At 59.4% G+C, this 18,544-nt stretch carries 12 protein-coding genes; 4 read left to right on the forward strand and 8 right to left on the reverse strand.

From position 1 onward, the window contains the following. Positions 1 to 50 precede the first annotated feature (50 nt). Entirely contained in the window at positions 51 to 833 is a 783-nt protein-coding gene (gene pstB, locus CXU21_RS05585; RefSeq protein WP_102713077.1) for a phosphate ABC transporter ATP-binding protein PstB, read from the reverse strand. A 115-nt stretch (positions 834 to 948) separates the two neighbouring features. After that, on the reverse strand, positions 949 to 1,878 hold the full coding sequence (locus CXU21_RS05590) for a hypothetical protein (protein ID WP_180972670.1): 930 nt from the start codon (positions 1,876 to 1,878) through the stop codon (positions 949 to 951). Positions 1,879 to 5,312: 3,434 nt separating this feature from the next. Here CXU21_RS05590 and CXU21_RS05600 point away from each other — a divergent pair. Then, the gene (locus CXU21_RS05600; protein ID WP_180972673.1) at positions 5,313 to 5,606 is read left to right on the forward strand and encodes a hypothetical protein; all 294 of its coding nucleotides are present in this window, start codon (positions 5,313 to 5,315) and stop codon (positions 5,604 to 5,606) included. A gap of 771 nt (positions 5,607 to 6,377) precedes the next feature. On the opposite strand, the gene CXU21_RS05610 is transcribed toward CXU21_RS05600, so the two are convergent. The 3 genes from CXU21_RS05610 to CXU21_RS05620 all read right to left on the reverse strand — a co-directional run bounded on the left by CXU21_RS05610 (position 6,378) and on the right by CXU21_RS05620 (position 10,158). Further along, positions 6,378 to 7,940 (reverse strand): sodium:solute symporter, encoded by a 1,563-nt coding sequence (locus tag CXU21_RS05610; protein WP_102725341.1) that lies wholly within the window; start codon positions 7,938 to 7,940, stop codon positions 6,378 to 6,380. A gap of 65 nt (positions 7,941 to 8,005) precedes the next feature. Next, positions 8,006 to 9,613: a CTP synthase gene (locus CXU21_RS05615; protein WP_102725342.1), complete on the reverse strand. Its 1,608-nt coding sequence runs from the start codon at positions 9,611 to 9,613 to the stop codon at positions 8,006 to 8,008. Positions 9,614 to 9,624: 11 nt separating this feature from the next. Next, on the reverse strand, positions 9,625 to 10,158 hold the full coding sequence (locus tag CXU21_RS05620) for a cytidylyltransferase domain-containing protein (protein ID WP_343125737.1): 534 nt from the start codon (positions 10,156 to 10,158) through the stop codon (positions 9,625 to 9,627). Positions 10,159 to 10,331: 173 nt separating this feature from the next. Here CXU21_RS05620 and CXU21_RS05625 point away from each other — a divergent pair, with 173 nt between their 5' ends. Next, positions 10,332 to 11,144 (forward strand): hypothetical protein, encoded by an 813-nt coding sequence (locus tag CXU21_RS05625; RefSeq protein WP_102725343.1) that lies wholly within the window; start codon positions 10,332 to 10,334, stop codon positions 11,142 to 11,144. 370 nt (positions 11,145 to 11,514) lie between these two features. Here the strand turns inward: CXU21_RS05625 and CXU21_RS05635 are convergent, their stop codons facing one another. Next, a complete protein-coding gene (locus tag CXU21_RS05635) occupies positions 11,515 to 12,687 on the reverse strand; it encodes a PDZ domain-containing protein (protein WP_102713904.1) in 1,173 nt (390 codons plus the stop codon). After that, positions 12,684 to 13,604, reverse strand: a complete 921-nt coding sequence (locus CXU21_RS05640) for a S1C family serine protease (RefSeq protein WP_180972396.1) — start codon at positions 13,602 to 13,604, stop codon at positions 12,684 to 12,686. Before CXU21_RS05640 ends, CXU21_RS05635 begins: the two co-directional genes overlap by 4 nt. Positions 13,605 to 14,006: 402 nt before the next feature. Between CXU21_RS05640 and CXU21_RS05645 the strand changes: the two genes are divergently transcribed. After that, entirely contained in the window at positions 14,007 to 16,514 is a 2,508-nt protein-coding gene (locus CXU21_RS05645; RefSeq protein WP_180972675.1) for a transglycosylase domain-containing protein, read from the forward strand. Positions 16,515 to 16,530: 16 nt separating this feature from the next. Then, positions 16,531 to 17,784, forward strand: a complete 1,254-nt coding sequence (locus CXU21_RS05650) for a DNA recombination protein RmuC (protein ID WP_102725346.1) — start codon at positions 16,531 to 16,533, stop codon at positions 17,782 to 17,784. 56 nt (positions 17,785 to 17,840) lie between these two features. On the opposite strand, the gene CXU21_RS05655 is transcribed toward CXU21_RS05650, so the two are convergent. Further along, a complete protein-coding gene (locus CXU21_RS05655) occupies positions 17,841 to 18,542 on the reverse strand; it encodes an HAD family hydrolase (RefSeq protein WP_146016691.1) in 702 nt (233 codons plus the stop codon). Positions 18,543 to 18,544: the final 2 nt, after the last annotated feature.

Consider the following 18,544-nt stretch of genomic DNA (forward strand, 5'->3'; position numbering starts at 1 on the left):
CGCTCCGCCCCTGGGAGTAAACTTTGATAAAACCATAATCAAACTTTCTATTAACTGAATCTCCCCGTAATGTAATCCTCCGTTTCCTTCATGGAGGGATTGGAAAAAACTTTCTCCGTGGAATCAAACTCCACCAGCCTGCCCAGCATGAAAAATCCGGTCAGGTCTGAAACGCGCGTAGCCTGCTGCATGTTGTGGGTGACCACGATGATGGTGAAATCCTCCTTGAGCCGGTGCATCAGTTCCTCCACCCGCACCGTGGCGATGGGGTCCAGGGCGGAACAGGGTTCATCCATCAGCAAAATGCGCGGCTTCACGGCAATGGAGCGGGCAATGCACAGGCGCTGCTGCTGGCCGCCGGAAAGGCCGTTGGCGGAGGCATGGAGGCGGTCCTTCACTTCATCCCATAAAGCGGCATGGCGCAGGCTTTCCTCCACCGCTTCATCCAGAAGGCCGCGGTTTTTCACCCCGGCCAGCTTCAACCCGTAGGAAACGTTCTCATAAATGCTCAACGGGAAGGGATTGGACTTCTGGAACACCATGCCCACTTCCCGCCGCAGATGAATGGGGTCCAGAGTAGGAGAAGTCACGTCCACCCCGTCAATGCGGATGGAGCCGCCCGTGACGCGGGCCTCCGGAATACGGTCGTTCATCCGGTTGATGCAGCGCAGCAGCGTGGACTTTCCGCAGCCGGAAGGGCCAATAAACGCCGTCACCCGGTTCCTCGGAATTCTCATGGTGACATTGAACAGGGACTGCTTGTCCCCATAACAAAAATCCAGGGAATCCACTTCTACGGCGGTCTGATCGGCTGCTGCTGGGTGCGGGGTCATCTTCGTTCAAAAGCGCATCTTGCGCCGTTACCCGCATGGTATCCCAAATTCGCCCCTCCGTGGCTACTACGAGTTTGTGACAATTTCTTAAGGTGGCTTTTTGAGAAAAAGAAAATCATGCAGCGGATTTAGAATCCGTCAGCAGACTGGAAGAAACCAGGGAAATGTCATGGTAGACTTCCCCCAAGTCTTTTAGCCGGCCGTTTTTACTGTTGGCCAGGATGGCGTCAAAAGAAATGAGTTTTCTGACGGCGGACATGTCGTTTCCGGAGCCTGAGGCCATCACGGAAGAAAGGTTGAGGGGTTCCAGATCGGGGCCGGGCGTGTCCCATGTAGAACGCAGTATCGTCAGGGCATCCGTGCTTTCTTCCGAGGCGTGCGGCATCAGGTTGATGCGCGCCTTCTGGTTTTCTCCCGTTACCCACCAGGCAATGTACTTGCGCATGTTGGCGTTCTTTTTCAGCCCCATGGCCTTGGAGTAGTCATCCACGCGCACCAGGCGGGCGTAGATTTCCTTATTGTCCTGGTTCTTGGCGCCTACGGGCGTTCCCACCGTGCCATGATTCACCAGGGGGATACTACGGAGGTTCTGATTGGTCAGAGAACGCTTGCCCAGCAGGTTCTTTCCGGCTTCCAGGGAACTGAGCCTGCGCAGGTCAGGGTCGGAAATGAGCCAGCGGCGGAACATGGCCTTTCTTCCCGTATCATAGGTGGAAGCAATGGTGGTGCCCTGGGAGCTGGTTTTGTTGAGCCAGGTATCCCAGCTGTTCCAGACGCCCAGGATGTATGGCGCGCTTCCTTCGCTGGTTCCGGAGGAAAGGATGCCGGAGTTGGCGGAAACGCGCTGGTCCGGTCCCAGTTCGCACTGGAGCTGGCCCAGGGCCACTTCCAGGGAAAACCTGGCGAGGGATTTGGCCTCCGCTGCAAAAAGATGTTTTTCAGAGAGTCTGGTCTGGGAGGAGGCAATGGTCAGAAGGCCAACGCTGAGGAGGGCCAGGAGCATCATCAGCGTGATGGTGGCAATCAGGGCAAAACCCTTGCTCATATGCCTGGGTCCTGGATTTTGTGGAATTGTCCTTTTCATTGAAATTTTATCTAAAAATTATTGGAATTTATTAAAAGTGAGAGATGTAAAGCCGTTGCCAAGAGGTTGTCTGGCATGTCGTACCAACATACAAAATAGTTTTTTCCCGGCAAGAAAAATAGTTCTCATTTTGCAAGTAAAAATGTATGTCAAAAAAGAAAAGACCAAGCGTGTTTCCGCGATCACCCGCATTTAATTCAGTAGTCAATTAAAAATTAACGGATTCTAAATTCGGTGGATTGAAGAAGGACTTGAACATCATGTTCTCCCAGGAAAAACTGCCTGAAGACTTCCGGGGAGACAACGCGGATATCGGCCTGCGCCCGTACACGTCGGAAGACGGAAGCCCGACCGAGCAGAACCGCCCGATCGGCTCCTGGAACCAGCTCTACCTGTGGGCCAACGTGTGGGATTCCTCCTCCAAGAAAGATGGGCAGGACGCTTCCGCGGCATTGCAGTGGGACGGCCGCACGCCAAGCACGCTGGTAGCGGCTGACGCCGCGGCAAACATGGAAATGATGGACAACCGCTACACGTACATGCGCCACCCCATCCTGCTGCGCTTCTATTCCTTCGTAGGGTTGAACTACGTCAAACGCGAGGCCCAGCACGGAGCCCGCGGCGGCCATATTGACGTGCGCGTTTCCGTAATCCCGGTATATGTGTGGTGGAACCCGTACAACGTGGACATGAAATTCCAGGGAGCGGAAGGCGGCCCCTGGGGTTCCTTCTTCGGGGAACACCGGTACATGCCGCTCATGCAGACCAATAATTATGGCCTCATGCAAGGCAACCTGGTTCAAAACTGGGATCCCTCTACGGCCACCTATTCAGAATCACCCTTCTCCCCCTACTCCCCCAATGACGGCTATAACAACCGCCAGGTGGCCGACTTCGGGGCCTCCTTCCGGAAAACGTCGCAACTCACGTCGGGAGGTGCAGGAAAAGCCGGCGAGGTATCCACGCTCAAGGCAGGCGAAATTGTCATTTACGCCCATCCCGTCGTCTCGAAAATCGAACACGGCAACATGGTCACGCAGTCCAAGGCAAACAAGAATGACGTGCGCGTAGACAACTTTGCTTTCAAGGAAGGCTGGGACCAGAGCCCCGGACAAGTCAGCTCCTACGCCATCAACCAGGCTGACGGCATTCAGTACCAGTACCTTGCCGGAAGCGGATATGAAGACAGGGGCACGGCCATGATGTCCATCAAATTTGCCGAAACCCTGAACGACCTTAATTATACTCCCCGCAACGTCGTTCTCTGCACCAAATACACGGACGAATTCAATGCCAGTTCCAACAAACTCGGCTCTATCGTCATGGTTTCCGGCATCATGGATCCCAAACAAATCGGCAAGGCCGGGGATTTAACCGCCAAGACGGGAGCAGACTTGAATGTTTTCTCCAAAGCCATGCCCTCTATCCTGAACCTCAACTGGGGCGCGTGGGAAAAGCCCCTGCTTGACCAGGTCAAGCTGCCTGCGGACATGTTCCTGGACAACGAAGGACCGGACGACAACCTGAAACGCCGCGGCAAATACGGCAGTGCGGCCCAGGACTCCACATTCGTGGCCTACTACGGCGTATCAATCAAATGGGGCAAGCCGCCCGTGATCGGAGCCTACCCGGAGGGCAAGGACTACCGCGCCAAGACTTGGCAGCACTCCAGCCCCCTTTTCTGGGGGAGCCAGATGCCCACCGCCTCCGAGCTCGGCCGCCTCTACAGCCCCTACCAGTTTGAAGTCAAAAACGCCAACAGCGACTTCTTCCCCATCACCATCTCCAACATCCTCTCCAACGACGGCACCAGGCTCTCCCCCTTCGGCGGACCGGGCGCTGAGCAGGTCAACAAGATCGTGGCCGCAGAACTCCCCTTCCAGCAGCCCTCCAGCCTCGCGGGCTTTGCCGGATGCCGCCTCACCCCGGGATGGTACAAGACCGACTCCAAGGCGGCCATCGCCAAGCGCTTCGCCTACCAGTCCGGCGTTCCCGGCGTGGGGATTGGCAACGCCTTTGCCGACCCCATGCTCCCCGCCGACAAGGTCTTCTCCCACAATGAAATCATGGGGGACGCCTCCCTGGGCGACTTCTGGGACCACGGCCTGATGATTAACGACGCCCTCTGGGACTCCTGGTTCGCCTCCTCCCTGGCTTCGCGCCCCTCCAGCATCGGCGGCACGGGCAAGGAGGAACTTAAGACCGTCCTGAAGGAAGCCTTCTCCACGGACGCTTCCACCAACAAGGCCGCGGGCATCGCCAACAGGCGCTTCGTCCCGGACCTCCAGGGCAAGCCCGCCGAAGCCGTCATCGACGAACTTTCCAAAACCGACGAGGGCTACAAGCAGGCCGGCAAGTACCTCACCGTGGCCGGAGGCTTCAACGTCAACTCCACCTCCCAGCGGGCCTGGGAAGCCACGCTTCTCGGGCTTAAAAAGAGAAAGCTCCTCTACTCCAGGAGCGGGATGCCCTCCGTGCTCAGCAACAGCCAGGCAGCCTTCTCCCGCTTCGGGGTGGCCAGCAGCGACAAGTCCCACGTGGACGACTACGGCTCGGTGGGGGTGACCCAGGGCATCCCGGACGGGGAGGCCATGGCGTGGTCCGACCTGAGAACGCTCAGCGACTCGCNGAAAGCTCCTCTACTCCAGGAGCGGGATGCCCTCCGTACTCAGCAACAGCCAGGCGGCCTTCTCCCGCTTCGGGGTGGCCAGCAGCGACAAGTCCCACGTGGACGACTACGGCTCGGTGGGGGTGACCCAGGGCATCCCGGACGGGGAGGCCATGGCGTGGTCCGACCTGAGAACGCTCAGCGACTCGCAGATCAAGTCCCTGGCCCAGAACATGGTCAAGGAGGTCAAGAAGAGGGGGCCCTTCCTGAACATGTCCGACTTTGTCAACCGGCGCCTGCAGAGCGGGGAGATGGGGGTGAAGGGGGCGCTTCAGGCGGCCATTGACGAAAGCTCCATCAACAGCACGTTTGACGAACTCTCCGACATGGTCATCACGCCCAAGGGAGGGTACCCGAACCAGGACGCGGCCAAGGGGTCGGTGTATACGGCGGCTCCCGGCTACCTGATCCAGTCGGACGTGCTGGCGGTGCTGGGCAACATTTTAACGACGCGCGACGATACGTTTACGATCCGGGCCTACGGGGAGCTGACCAACCGCGAAGGGGTGGTGCTGTCGCGCGCGTGGTGCGAGGCGGTGGTGCAGAGGGGGATCAACTACGTGGATCCGGTGAACAGCCCCGAGACGCCGGTCAAGAAGATCAACATGAAGAGCGGAGCCTTGGAGGAGACGGAGCTGAGCGCGGTGAACAAGGCGTTCGGGAGGAAGTTCAACNGGCCAAGGGGTCGGTGTATACGGCGGCTCCCGGCTACCTGATCCAGTCTGACGTGCTGGCGGTGCTGGGCAACATTTTAACGACGCGCGACGATACGTTTATGATCCGGGCCTACGGGGAGCTGACCAACCGGGAGGGGGTGGTGCTGTCGCGCGCGTGGTGCGAGGCGGTGGTGCAGAGGGGGATCAACTACGTGGATCCGGTGAACAGCCCCGAGACGCCGGTCAAGAAGATCAACATGAAGAGCGGAGCCTTGGAGGAGACGGAGCTGAGCGCGGTTAACAAGGCGTTCGGGAGGAAGTTCTACATCGTGTCCTTCCGCTGGCTGTCTCCCGAGGAGGTGTAGGAGAGAGAAGACAGAAGGGTTTTATCAGGGCCGCTTTCCCAGCTAGAGGGGGAGCGGCCCTTTTTGCGCTCAGGGGAGGGAAAGCAAGATAGGGATTATAGGGGTGAGAGGGGTGAGAGGGGAGGCCCCCATTACCCCCATTACCCCCATTACCCCCATTACCNTGCAGAGGGGGATCAACTACGTGGATCCGGTGAACAGCCCCGAGACGCCGGTCAAGAAGATCAACATGAAGAGCGGAGCCTTGGAGGAGACGGAGCTGAGCGCGGTGAACAAGGCGTTCGGGAGGAAGTTCAACATCGTGTCCTTCCGCTGGCTGTCTCCCGAGGAGGTGTAGGAGAGAGAAGACAGAAGGGTTTTATCAGGGCCGCTTTCCCGGCTAGAGGGGAAGCGGCCCTTTTTGCGCTCAGGGGAGGGAAAGCAAGATAGGGATTATAGGGGTGAGAGGGGTGAGAGGGGAGGCCCCCATTACCCCTATCACCCGTATACCTGCGCATCAGCCTTTCTGCTCCCCGGGTACCCGTCAGGTTATCAATTTTANGGGAGGAAGTTCAACATCGTGTCCTTCCGCTGGCTGTCTCCCGAGGAGGTGTAGGAGAGAGAAGACGGAAGGGTTTTATCAGGGCCGCTTTCCCAGCTAGAGGGGGAGCGGCTCTTTTTGCGTTCAGGGGAGGGAAAGCAAGATAGGGATTATAAGGGTGATAGGGGAGGGGCAGATTGGCCACTAGGGACAGGTGCGGGCAGGGAAGTGCGCGCAGGAAGTCATTCCGTTCAGCGCGCGGAGAGGTGGCGGCTTCTGAAGACGAAACCGACGGCAAAGGTAACCAGGGTGCCGATCGTCACGCGCCAGGGGAACGCTATTTCCGGAATATATTGTTTCCAGCCGCCGGGAAGGGGAATGAGCTCCGTCAGGAAGGCGATGACCAGGAAGCCAGCTGCCATGGCAATGATGTTCCCCTTGTCATTTCCCCTGGTGCGCGTCAGCATTCCCAGCAGGAAGATGCCGAGCAGGGAGCCGTAGGTGTAGCCGAAGATGCCCAGGGCTATTTGAATGATGCGGACGTCCGGATGGTGCACCACGTACCACGCCGTAATGGATCCCACCAGAATGAGCAGCAGGGAGAAGCCGGCCGTTCCCCAGCGCACGCACCGGAGGAGTTCCCGTTCCGTGGCTTCCGGTTTGAATACCCCCTGGTACCAGTCCTTGGTGGCGGTGGTCGCCAGGGAGTTGAGGGCCGTGGAGAGGGAGCCCATGGCGGTTGCCAGCAATCCGGCGATCAGCAGCCCGCGGATGCCGTTGGGCAGTTCATGGATGATGAAGTAGGGGAAGACGTGAAGCTGGGGCGTGTCCGCAGGGAGGGCTGCTGGTGTGGTTTGGTAGAAGACATAGAGGAGAATGCCCGTGAACAGGAAGACAATGACGATGGGGAAGTCCAGCAAGCCGGAGACGATGACGGCCCGCGTGCCGCCTTTTTCCGTTTTTGCCGCCAGCATGCGCTGCACCATGTCCTGGTCCGTTCCATGCGTAGCCATGGTGATGAAGGTGGCCCCCAGGAACGCAGCCCATACCGTGTATTCCTGGCCCAGGATGTGGGTGCACTGCTGCAGGAAGTCCAGACCTTCCTTTGTTCCCCAGGAAAAGAATTTCCAGTCGCCACCGCCGTTCATGGAGGCGGAGATGGAGGCCCACCCGCCGGGGATGTGGGAGAAGAGGACCCACAGGGCGGAGAGCATGGAGACGCCGAGCACGACCGCCTGGAGAACGTCCGTCCAGACGACGGCTTTTAAACCGCCTATGGCCGTGTAAATGGTGGTGGCAACGGAGATGGCGACCAGCGCCCCGATGTAGAGCAGGACAATCTGGTCGGAGTCCGCCGTGGCGCCCGTCATGAATTGGTAGGCAATGACCAGGAGAATGCCCGCAAAGTAGAGCCTGGTTCCGCTGGCCAGCACCCGGCTGATCAGGAAGACCATGGAGGCCGTGCGGCGCGTCAGGAGCCCGAACCGTTTCTCCAGGTATTCATAGATGGAGACTACCTTGTAATCATAGTAGGGTTTCAGGAAGAGTTTGCCTACGATGATGCGGCCCAGAATGGTGCCGATACAGAGCTGGGCGTACGTGAAGTTGCGCGTATGGTAGCCTTCTCCCGGAGCGCCCAGAAAGGTGGCCGCGCTGATTTCCGCCGCCAGGATGGAGGCCAGAATGGCCCACCAGGGCAGGGAACGGTTTCCCAGGGCATAGTCCGTCAGGGAGTTCTGCTTTCGTCCCGCATAGATGCCAATGCAGAAGATAGCGAGAAAGTAGACGGCGATGACGAGGATATCCGTGAACATGCCTGGAGAGAGAAGGCCTTTTCCTGAATTGTTATTCTGGAAAAGGCCCCGGGATCAATGAATGGTCAGGAGTGGCTTTTGTGTTCCAGCGCGGCGGAAACCAGGCCGGAGAAGAGCGGGTGGGCCCGGTTGGGCGCGGACTGGAATTCCGGGTGGTACTGGCAGGCAATGAAGAAGGGGTGGGAGGGCAGTTCCACAACTTCCACCAGCCCGTGTTCATCATTGACGGCGCTGATGACCAGGCCTGCGTTTTCCAATTCACCACGGTAGGCCGGGTTGAATTCATAACGGTGGCGGTGGCGTTCTGTGACGCTGTCCTTGCCGTACAGTTTGTGCGCCAGCGTTCCGGGCTGGATCAGGGCCTTGTAGGCGCCTAGGCGCATGGTTGCGCCCATGGCCTTGATGCCCTTCTGTTCTTCCTGGAGGCTGATGACGGGGTGGGTGGATTTTTGATCGAATTCCGTGGAGTTTGCGTCGTCCATGCCGCAGATGTGGCGCGCGTATTCAATGACGGCTACCTGCATGCCCAGGCAGATGCCCAGGAACGGGATGCCCTTGGTGCGCGCGTATTCCACCGTTTGTATTTTCCCTTCAATGCCGCGGTCTCCAAAGCCGCCCGGCACTAGAATGCCGTCCACGGAGCCGATCAGCGCTTCAGCGCCTTTTTCCTCAATTTCTTCCGCGTCTATCCGGAGGATTTCCACGCGCGCGTCATTTTCCGCGCCGGCATGGGTGAAGGATTCATAGATGGATTTATAGGCGTCCTGAAGGGCGATGTATTTGCCCACTACAGCAATTTTTATGGAGTGGCTGGGGCTGATGACGCGGCCTACGTAACGCTGCCAGTCCGCCAGGTTGGGCGCCGGAACGTCCAGGCCCAGGCGCTTGGTGACGATGCGGTCTATTTTGTCCTGGCTAAGGTCCAGGGGGCATTCGTAGATGGTGTTTTTAACGTCGCGGAAGGCGATGACGTTTTTGGCCTCCACATTGCAGAACATGGCGATTTTGCGCCGTTCGTCCTCGCTCATGTCGTATTCCGTCCGGCAAATGATCACGTCCGGCTGGATGCCGATTTCCCGGAGCTTGGCGACGGATTGCTGGGTGGGCTTGGTTTTCATTTCCCCGGCGGCCTTGATGTAGGGGAGCAGGGTGACGTGGATGAAGCAGACATTGTCACGGCCCACTTCCAGGGCGAATTGCCGCAGGGCTTCCAGGAAGATGTGGCCTTCCATGTCCCCCACCGTGCCGCCTATTTCCGTGATGATGATGTCCACGTCAGATTTTTCCGTGACTTCATAAAGACGGTTTTTGATTTCATCCGTGACGTGCGGAATGTATTGAACCGTTTTCCCCAGGTAGTCTCCGCGGCGTTCCTTCCGTAGCACGCTTTCAAAGACCTGTCCGGAGGTGAGGTTGTTGAGGCGGGAGAGGCTGCAATGGACAAAGCGTTCGTAGTGGCCCAGGTCCAGGTCCGTTTCAGCCCCGTCATTCAGGACGTACACTTCCCCGTGCTGGAACGGGCTCATGGTGCCGGGGTCCACATTGAGGTAGGGGTCAAATTTTTGAAGGGTGACCTTGAGACCGCAGCGCTCCAGCAGGGTACCGATGGATGCTGCTGCCAGCCCTTTGCCAAGAGAGGAGACGACACCACCTGTGACGAAGATGTATTTCATGTTTATGGTTCCTAATGTGTGTTTAATAAGATTTGTTCCACCTGGGCTGCCTGTTCCGGCGTATCCACGCCCACGCTGACGTGGTCCGTCAGGATGACTCTGATTCGGGCGCCGTTTTCCAGCGCGCGCAGTTGTTCCAGAGATTCCGTTTGTTCCAGGGGTGTGGGTTCCCAGCGCACGTAGTTTTCAAGGAAGTCCCGGCGGTAGGCGTAAATGCCCAGATGGCGCAGGGGGGGGGTGACGCGGGGATGGCGGGCGTAGGGGATGACGGAGCGGGAAAAGTACAGGGCGTCTCCGTTGCGGGNCAGGGGAGGGAAAGCAAGATAGGGATTATAGGGGTGAGAGGGGTGAGAGGGGAGGCCCCCATTACCCCTATCACCCGTATACCTGCGCATCAGCCTTTCTGCTCCCCGGGTACCCGTCAGGTTATCAATTTTATCCTGTGCAGATGGGTCCCGGATAACAGAGATGCTGAGTTCATGGGTTTCCCATCTGGGAAAGTGGGCTAATAACCGCTGGAAATTTCTATTTTTTATCTCCCACATCCCTACTTTGAGCTTGCACGGCCTCCCTCATTCCTGTACTTCACAAGGGATATAAAACCCATCCGGTCTTTCCGGTGGATTCCGCCTGCCGCATACTCTCCCGCACGATTGTGCGTCAAGGATCCATGCAGCCGGCAAAAGCCCCCTCTTTTTATTTTTCACTCCCCGAATATATGCGCCTTTTACCTGTCCTGACCCTTACCTGCCTTCTCGGAAGCGTGTCTTTCGTCCACGGACAAACCCGCACCCCCGCCCAGCCGGAGCCCGCCAAACCGGCCCCGAACGCTCCGGCAGCCGATACCGTGGACAAATCCCTTCCCCCCGCCTCCGTCAACGGCATCCGGTTCGTCCTTAAGACGCCCATGTCCCTGCCGTCCCCCATTTACATGCCCATTGATCCCAAGAGGCTGGAAAAGGTGGAAATCCGCGCCGCCCTTCCCGGACGCCGCAGCGTGTACCCCAAAAGCAGGATCATCACCCTGTTCGGCGGCCTGGACCAGAAGGGCATGCCGACCAACAAGCTCGTCAGCAAGCCCCTGCCGACCGACCTCGGCCCCAAGACCCTGGCGCTGGTAGGGAAGAACAGCACCGGAGAGTTTACGCTGGATTTCATCAATGAGGCGGAATTGCCGCTGAACTGCATTTTCATCCAGAACCTGACCGGACGGACCTTCACCCTGGAGCTTCCCAAACCGCCGCAGGGCGAAAAGAGCGTCATTGAACTGCCCAGCAAATCCACCTACATTTTCGGCAAGGATTCCACGAACAGCAACGTTTCCCGCACCACTCCCGCCAGCCTGACGTACATGACCCGTTTAAAGAACGGCAAAGTCGTCAAGGTAAAGGACAGGGGCATGATGCTGACCACCTATCCGGAACGGAAAGTGGTCATGATCATTTCCCCGGATTCCTCCGGCCGCACCGTCGTTCTGACGGAGCTGATGATTTTCAAGGAAAAGCCGGTTTCCGCCTCTCCCGCCAGGTAACGGGGCATCTCTTTTTCCCTCCCGTTTTTTCGCAAGATGCGGAAGGAGGGATGGAAAGGCATTCTCAAAAGTCCGGGAGCACCCCGGGCCACTCGGAAAACGGGCGTCGCCGCCCGTTTTTTATGCATCCATTCAATTCTTCCCCCGGAACCCGAAGGTAAAAACCGGACGCTTCCCGGCTGGAAGAAAATACTGATGAACCTCCGGCAAAGCCGCACGGCCACTTTCCGTTCCGGGTAAAACGGCCCTATTCCTGCGGAATCAGGAGCACGGCACGGAGGAGGGCGCCCTTCCTGCAGCACGGTGACGGTAAAAAGAAGCCGGAGCTCAGGAGCGCCCGGAATCTTCATCCAGAGGGGGCCATGCCAGCCTAATAGACTTTCGGCACCAATCCCTGGCGGCTCATCTTGTCTTCCACCTTGCGGCGGTTTTCTTCCAGACGCCGCGCGTCATAGGTATCATCCACGGGCTGTGCTTCCGGAATGTTCTCTCCGCGTCCGGCCTGGTACTGCTGAACCTGCGGAAGCACCCCTTCCACCAGTTCCCGGCATATCCAGGAGGGGAGAATGTAGGTTTCCGTACGTCCGGCGCGGCTGAGGGCCAGCCCTACAAATTTTCCGTTGACGTCAATGACCGGGCATCCGGCACGCTCCGGGAACAGGGTCATGTCCGACTGGATAACCAGCGGGAATTCATCCCGCTTCAGGCTCATGCGGTTGCCCATGGAGTTCATCATATCCAGGCGTTTCTGGGGGAATTTCATCACCTTGGGCCTGGGGCCGGTGAGAAGCTTTCCTTCAATCACCTGATTTTGCCGCCTTACTTCCACGGGAACCGTTTCACCGGGACGCACCCCGACCATGGCAGCGCGGATGGAGTACATGCCGTCAACCGGCTTTCCGTTCAGTTTCATCAGCAGGTCACCGGCCTGCAGGCCGCTCCGGTGCGCGCCGCTTCCGGCTTCCACACCGCCGATCATCACTCCTTCCCCATCCCAGCGGGGATCGGAAACGATGCCCAGATAAGGCTGGTCGTCCGCCCGCAGGCTGCGCTGCGCCACGGAGACAACGCCGAAGTCACTGACATGCCCCGTAGGGGATACGGCTGCAATTACATCCCCTTCCCGCGCCTGAACATAGGAGTCCAGGTCAATGGGAGGGGCGGGAAGCCCCGGCACGTCCATCATCAGCAGGTCGTGTTCCGGAAGGGCAAAGAGCACCTTGGCGTCGTAAACCCGTCCGGAAAAGTCCACCAGCATGACCGGGCGCCGCTCCTTCTGGAGGTCGCTCAGCTTGGTGAGCACTTTTCCCTTCCCCACCACTGTTCCCAGCGCTACCTGCGTATTGCCGGCCACCAGCGCCACTACGGACCGGCCCACAGGACCGGCCACCTGGTCCCATTCCCGGAAGATTTCCCTGGCCTGGTTATCAAGCACCGCCCTGTCCTCCGGGGCGATCATCTGTTCCGGGGGGAGCGGGGAAGTTATTTCCTGTCCACAGGCGGCGGATGCCGCCAAAGCCGCCCATAAATATTTCATCATCATCCTTGAGTCTCTTCTTCATGTTTCAGGCCGGACATTAAATCTCCGCGCCTGCCGAATGTAAGGTCCGCCTTGTAGGCCGTGCCTTTCCTCACCACCACTACCGGAACGGTTTCTCCGGGGCGGTGCCTGCCCAGTTCACGGAGCATGTCCCGGACGGAACGCAGGCTCCGGCTGTCCATGTGGGTGATGACGTCTCCCGGCTTGATGCCCGCGGTATCCGCCGGGGAGTTCACCACTACGTCCTGCACCACCACGCCGTCCACGCCCAGCACGTCCATCATGGCAAATCCCAGAACGGGAGATTCCGGGTCAGCCATGGGGTGAAGGCCAAGCTGGCCCCAGTGCCGCCCCGCAAGCAGGCTGTCCCAGTCCCTCCGGAACACGGAAACGGGAACATGATTGTTGATTTTCAGCATGGGGCCGATAGAGGAATGAATGCCCACCAGTTTGCCGGACAAGTCAAAGAGAGGCCCGCCGGAGTCCCCGCCGATCAGCGTGCATTCCGAAATAAGGAAGCGCTGCTTCCCGTCCGTGCACAGCCTTCCCATGCGGATGGGGGCGCGGCGTTCCGGATCAAAGCCCTTGGAATGCCCCAGCGCCACCACAAAGTCACCAACACGCAGCCCGTCGGATTCCCCCAGCTCCACATGGGGATAGTTCCCGCCGCCCATGATTTGCACCATGGCGGCGTCCCGCGTAAAGTTGGCGCCCAGCACGCGGCCCTTGACCACGCGCCCGTCCGCAAAGACCACGCGCATGATTTCATCACCGCCCACCACATGGGCAGCCGTTAAAATAAGACCTTGCGGCGTGACGATCACACCACTGCCCGTCTCCCCTCCGTCGGACACCAGGGCCACCGTTGCAGCTGTGGCCGTAGAGGCTACCTCGTGCACATGCTTTTGCAGATCCGCCATGGAAGAGACATTCCCCGCCAGACCTATTCCTCCTAAAAACAGGGACACAAGCCCCCCAACGACCAAGTAATAAAAACTCGTCATCCTGAATGCTGATATCATGAAATTACCGATAACCGTATGATAGGACATATCCTACTAGATAAACGTCCAGACCGGTACAAATTTGTCTAACAATTGCGACATGGCCCCCCATCTTTTGCTTAGACCATCCCGATTGTTTATGATAAAATTCTCCCACGGATGGGTTTAAACGACAAATCACGGAAACGAAATGCCGGGTCCTGGCGGGAACGCATCCAGGATGATGAAGCGGCTTCCCGTCCCCAAACGGAGCGCAGAAAGAGATCCGCGCCCCGCCCGTCCTATCCCGGCCTGCCTCCGAATGATCCCGGTCCGGCCGTGATTCCGGGGCCCACCCGCAGAACCGGGAAATCCCGCGGCGGTTCTTCCCGGAATGATGCGCCTCCGCCACGCCCGCGCCGCATTTCCCGCCCCGTTCCGCCGGAGGAGCATGAGGATTACGACGGCTCCGGGGAAGACCTCCGCTCCGCACGCCCGGGAAGACCGCGCAAGCCGCGGTTTACGATTTTCGGCGCCCTGCTGTTCGTTCTGCTGATGCCGTTCCGCTTCATCGGCTCCCTGACGCGGAACATCCAGTGGTTCGTCAGATGGCCCCTGCGCATCCTGCTGGGCTGTTGCTTCGCGGGCATCGTGATCGGCTCCATCCTGGTGTTCCTGTACGGCACCATTTCCAACCGCTATGACATTTCCGAGGTCAAGAGCAACATCCCGGAACGCACGGTGATCCTGGACCGCAAGAACCGCACCATCGGCACCCTGCACGGGGAAAACCGCAAGCGCGTCTCCCTCCAGGAGGTTCCCCCCATTTTCATCGACGCTCTGATCCTGCGTGAAGACAACCGCTTTTACGACCACGGCGGCGTGGACTGGATAGGCGTAGGCCGCGCCGTGGCGCAGGTGCTCAAGCACAAGAGGGCCACACAAGGGGCTTCCACCCTCACCATGCAGCTTGCCAAAATCACGTACAACCACCAGGAGCGCAACCTGCACGCCAAGCTCACGGAAGTGGCTCTGGCAAAACGTATTGAAGCCACTTACACGAAGGACGAGATTCTGGAGACCTATATCAACCGCATTTTCTGGGGCCATACTTTCCTGGGGATTGCGGCGGCGGCGCGGGGGTATTACGACAAGGAGCCGCGGGACCTTTCCCTGTCAGAGTGCGCCACACTGGCCGGCATCATTTACGGCCCGAACGATTTCTCCCCCATCAAGCATCCGGAGGAAGCCAAAAAGGTGCGCGACATCGTCCTGGGCCTGCTGGAAAAGGAGGGCAAGATCACCCAAGTTCAGTATGAGGCGGCGCTGGCGGAACCGATCGTTACCCGGATGCCCCAGTCCCGGTCAGAGGAGAATTACGCCATGGGCCTGGTCCGCCGGGAGCTGGACGCCATTCTGGAGGAAGAAGACATCCGCCTGGGCGGCCTGGTGGTCCACACCACGCTGGATCTTGACCTGCAGAACGCCACGCTGGACGCCATCAACAAGCACATGGAAGCCCTGGAAGCGCGCAAGGATTTCAGGAAGCACCTGGCTTCCCTGCAAGCCAGGCGGGAGAAGAAGGGAATTGTCAAGAACAAGCTGACCACCAAGGCGGAATATGAAGCGGCCCTGGCCGCCTGGAAGGCGCTCCCCGCGGAACGGAAGGAAGGAACGCAGCCTCCCATGCCCAATTATATCCAGTCCGCCGCCGTGGTCATGGACAATGCCACCGGGGCGCTTCTCGCCGTCGTCGGCGGCCGGGATGCGGAGGAATCCAAGCTGAACCGCGCCATCCAGTCACGCAGGCAGACCGGCTCCCTGTTCAAGCCGTTCATTTACGCCACCTTCTTCCAGCAGGGCAATTCCGCGGATACCCGCATTTCAGACGACCGCATCGGCTATGGGGAGATACGCGGAGCCGCCAACTGGTCCCCCCGCAACTCGGACGGCACGTACCGGGGCATGAAGCCGGCCTCCTTCGGCCTCATCCTTTCCCGCAACACCATGTCCGTGCGCATCGGGAACCGGGCCGGATTGTCCAACGTCATCCAGTCCGCCCAGCTGGCGGGCTTCCACGGGAACATTTCCCGCACGCCGGCCCTGTACCTGGGCACGTGGGAAGCCTCTCCCCTGGACATTGCCAGCGCCTACAGCGTTTTTGCCAACGGCGGCGTGCGCCCCACGCCGTATATCATTGACCACATTACGGATTCCAAGGGGCAGCCGCGCTTCGCCATCACCAAGAGCAAGCGCACCGTGTACACCCAGCGCGCGGCCAACATTACTTCCTCCATCCTCCAGCAGGTCTGCAAGCCCGGAGGCACGGCAGGCAGAATCACCACCCTGGGCTTCAAGCCCCCCTGCGGCGGCAAGACCGGGACCACGAACAATTACACGAACGCGTGGTTCGCCGGATATACCTCCAACCTCACGTGCAGCGTATGGGTAGGGTTTGACTCCTCCACCAAGATTCTGGAAAAAGGGTACGGCGGCACGCTGGCCCTGCCCGTCTGGGTAGACATCATGCTGGCGGCCCAGAAGGAGGGCTACCCCGCCAACGCCATCCGCACAAGCCCCGGTTCGGAAGGGCAGGCCGTGCTCGTTTGCCGGGAGTCCAACCAGCTGGCCCATTCCGGCTGCCAGTATGCCAAGACGGCGTATTTTGAAACCTCCGCCGGCTACCAGGCCCCCACCAGGATGTGTGAAAAGCACATTCCCATGGCGGAGCCGGATACGGAAGAGAATATCCCCTTTGCGGAGCCGCTTGACGGCAGCGACGACAATATTCCCCTGGCCGAACCCGTAGAAGAAACGGACGCCATCCCCTACGCCACCCCCATCTGATTGCCTTACCCTTCTTATGACTTCTCCCCTGATTCCCTGGTTTCTCGCCCTTCTGCTGCTGGCCGCCTGCGTGGCGCTGCTGATTCTGCTGCTGCGCTACCGGGACCGCTCCGTCCGGCTTGAAGCGGAATCCCGCTCCTGGCAGGAACGGGCGGAGGATAGAACACAGATGCTCCACCGGGCGGAAGAGGTGCTGAAGGATTCCTTCGCCGGCATCAGCGCGGAAGTCCTCCGGAATTCGGAAAAACAATTCCTGAACCTGGCGGAAATGCGGCTGCAAAGCCAGCGCCAGCAGGCCAACCATGACCTGGAATCCCGCAAACAGGCCATTGAGTCCATGCTGAAGCCGGTGAGCGAGTCACTGAAACTCGTGCAGTCCCGGCTGGGAGAGATGGAAAAGGAGCGCGTGGGCGCCTATACGGACCTGAAAACGCAAATCCGCTACATCCTTTCCGGGAATGAAGCCCTGAAGAATGAGACCGCCAGGCTTTCCCAGGCCCTGCACCACAACAGCTCGCGCGGCCAGTGGGGGGAACTCCAACTGCGCCGCGTGGTGGAGCTGGCCGGAATGGTGGAATACTGTGATTTCACGACGCAGGAGACCCGTTCCAGGGAAGAGGACCGGGTGCGCCCGGACATGGTCATCCACCTGCCGGGAGGCCGTTCCATCATCATTGACGCGAAGGCCCCCATGTCCTCCTACCTGAATGCCGGGCAGACGGACAGGCTGGAGGAGCGCAGCCAGTGGATGTCCCGCCACGCCGCGGACGTAAAAAGACACCTCCAGCAGCTGAGCGCCAAGAATTATTTTGCCCAGTTTTCCCCGTGCCCCGAATTCGTCATCATGTTCCTGCCGGGGGAAGCCTTTTTCCAGGCGGCCCTGGAAGCGGACCCCTCCCTGATTGAATTCGGCGCGGAGAACAAGGTGATCCTTTCCACGCCCTCCACCCTAATCGCCCTGCTGAAAGCCGTCGCCTACGGCTGGAAGCAGGAGCAACTGGCGGACAACGCCAAGAAAATCTCGGAAGCGGGGGCGGACCTGTTCAATACCTGCTCCATCCTCACCGGCCATTTTTCCTCCCTGGGCAAGAGCCTGAACCAGGCAGTGACCCAGTATAACAAGACCGTTTCCTCCTTTGAGCACCGGTTCATTCCCCGGGCGCAGAAATTGAAGAACCTGGGCGTAACCTCCACGAAGGACCTCCCCGCCAATCTGGAAGATATCACCCTCCAGGCAAAATCCGCAGACATTCCGGACATTCCGTCCTGAAAGTGCTGCAACACCACGGCAGCCATGGCTCTGTGCGGTTCCGGCAAGGAGAGCCTTCAGGACAACCGGCGGGCGGAAACGGGAAACGGCAGGCTGTCTTCATCCCGCAGCCGGGCGGACAGTTCCGCCACAGTAGCGCACACCGGCACGCGGAAGGCGTCCAGCGCGGCGCGGGAACTGTAGCCCCACCCTACCAGAACCAGGCGCGTTCCGGCATTCACGGCGGTATTGCCATCATGGGCGGAATCCCCCACCATGCACGCCTGCCCAGGTTCCATCCCCCAGCCATGGATAATGGACAGCAGGGAACCGGGCTCCGGCTTGCGCGGAAAACGGTCTGAAAAGCCCATCACTTCACGGAAAGGCACCCCGGGCAGGATATGGCGCACCAGCGGTCCCGTGACCACATGCGGCTTGTTGGACAGGACACCCAGGGGGTGGCCTTCCGCGGCCAGTTCCAGCAGCATTTCACGGATGCCGGGGTACGGCGCCGTGCCATCCTGCCAAGTGTGGGGGTATTCCTTCATGAATCCCTTGTGCACCGCTTCAAAGGCTTCCTCCGGCACGTCTCCGTTAAAACAGCCTTTCAGGGAAGCCATGCAGAGTTCCCGCGCGCCCCTGCCCACCATTCCCCGGATGGCGTCCACGGAGTGCTCCGGGTACCCCAGGGCCTTCAGGGCCAGGTTCAGGCCGCGGGCGATGCCGGGAATGGAGTCCACCAGCGTTCCGTCCAGGTCAAAGACAAAACCCGTTTTCATGG

Source organism: Akkermansia muciniphila (assembly GCF_002884975.1).
GTDB lineage: Bacteria > Verrucomicrobiota > Verrucomicrobiia > Verrucomicrobiales > Akkermansiaceae > Akkermansia > Akkermansia muciniphila_C.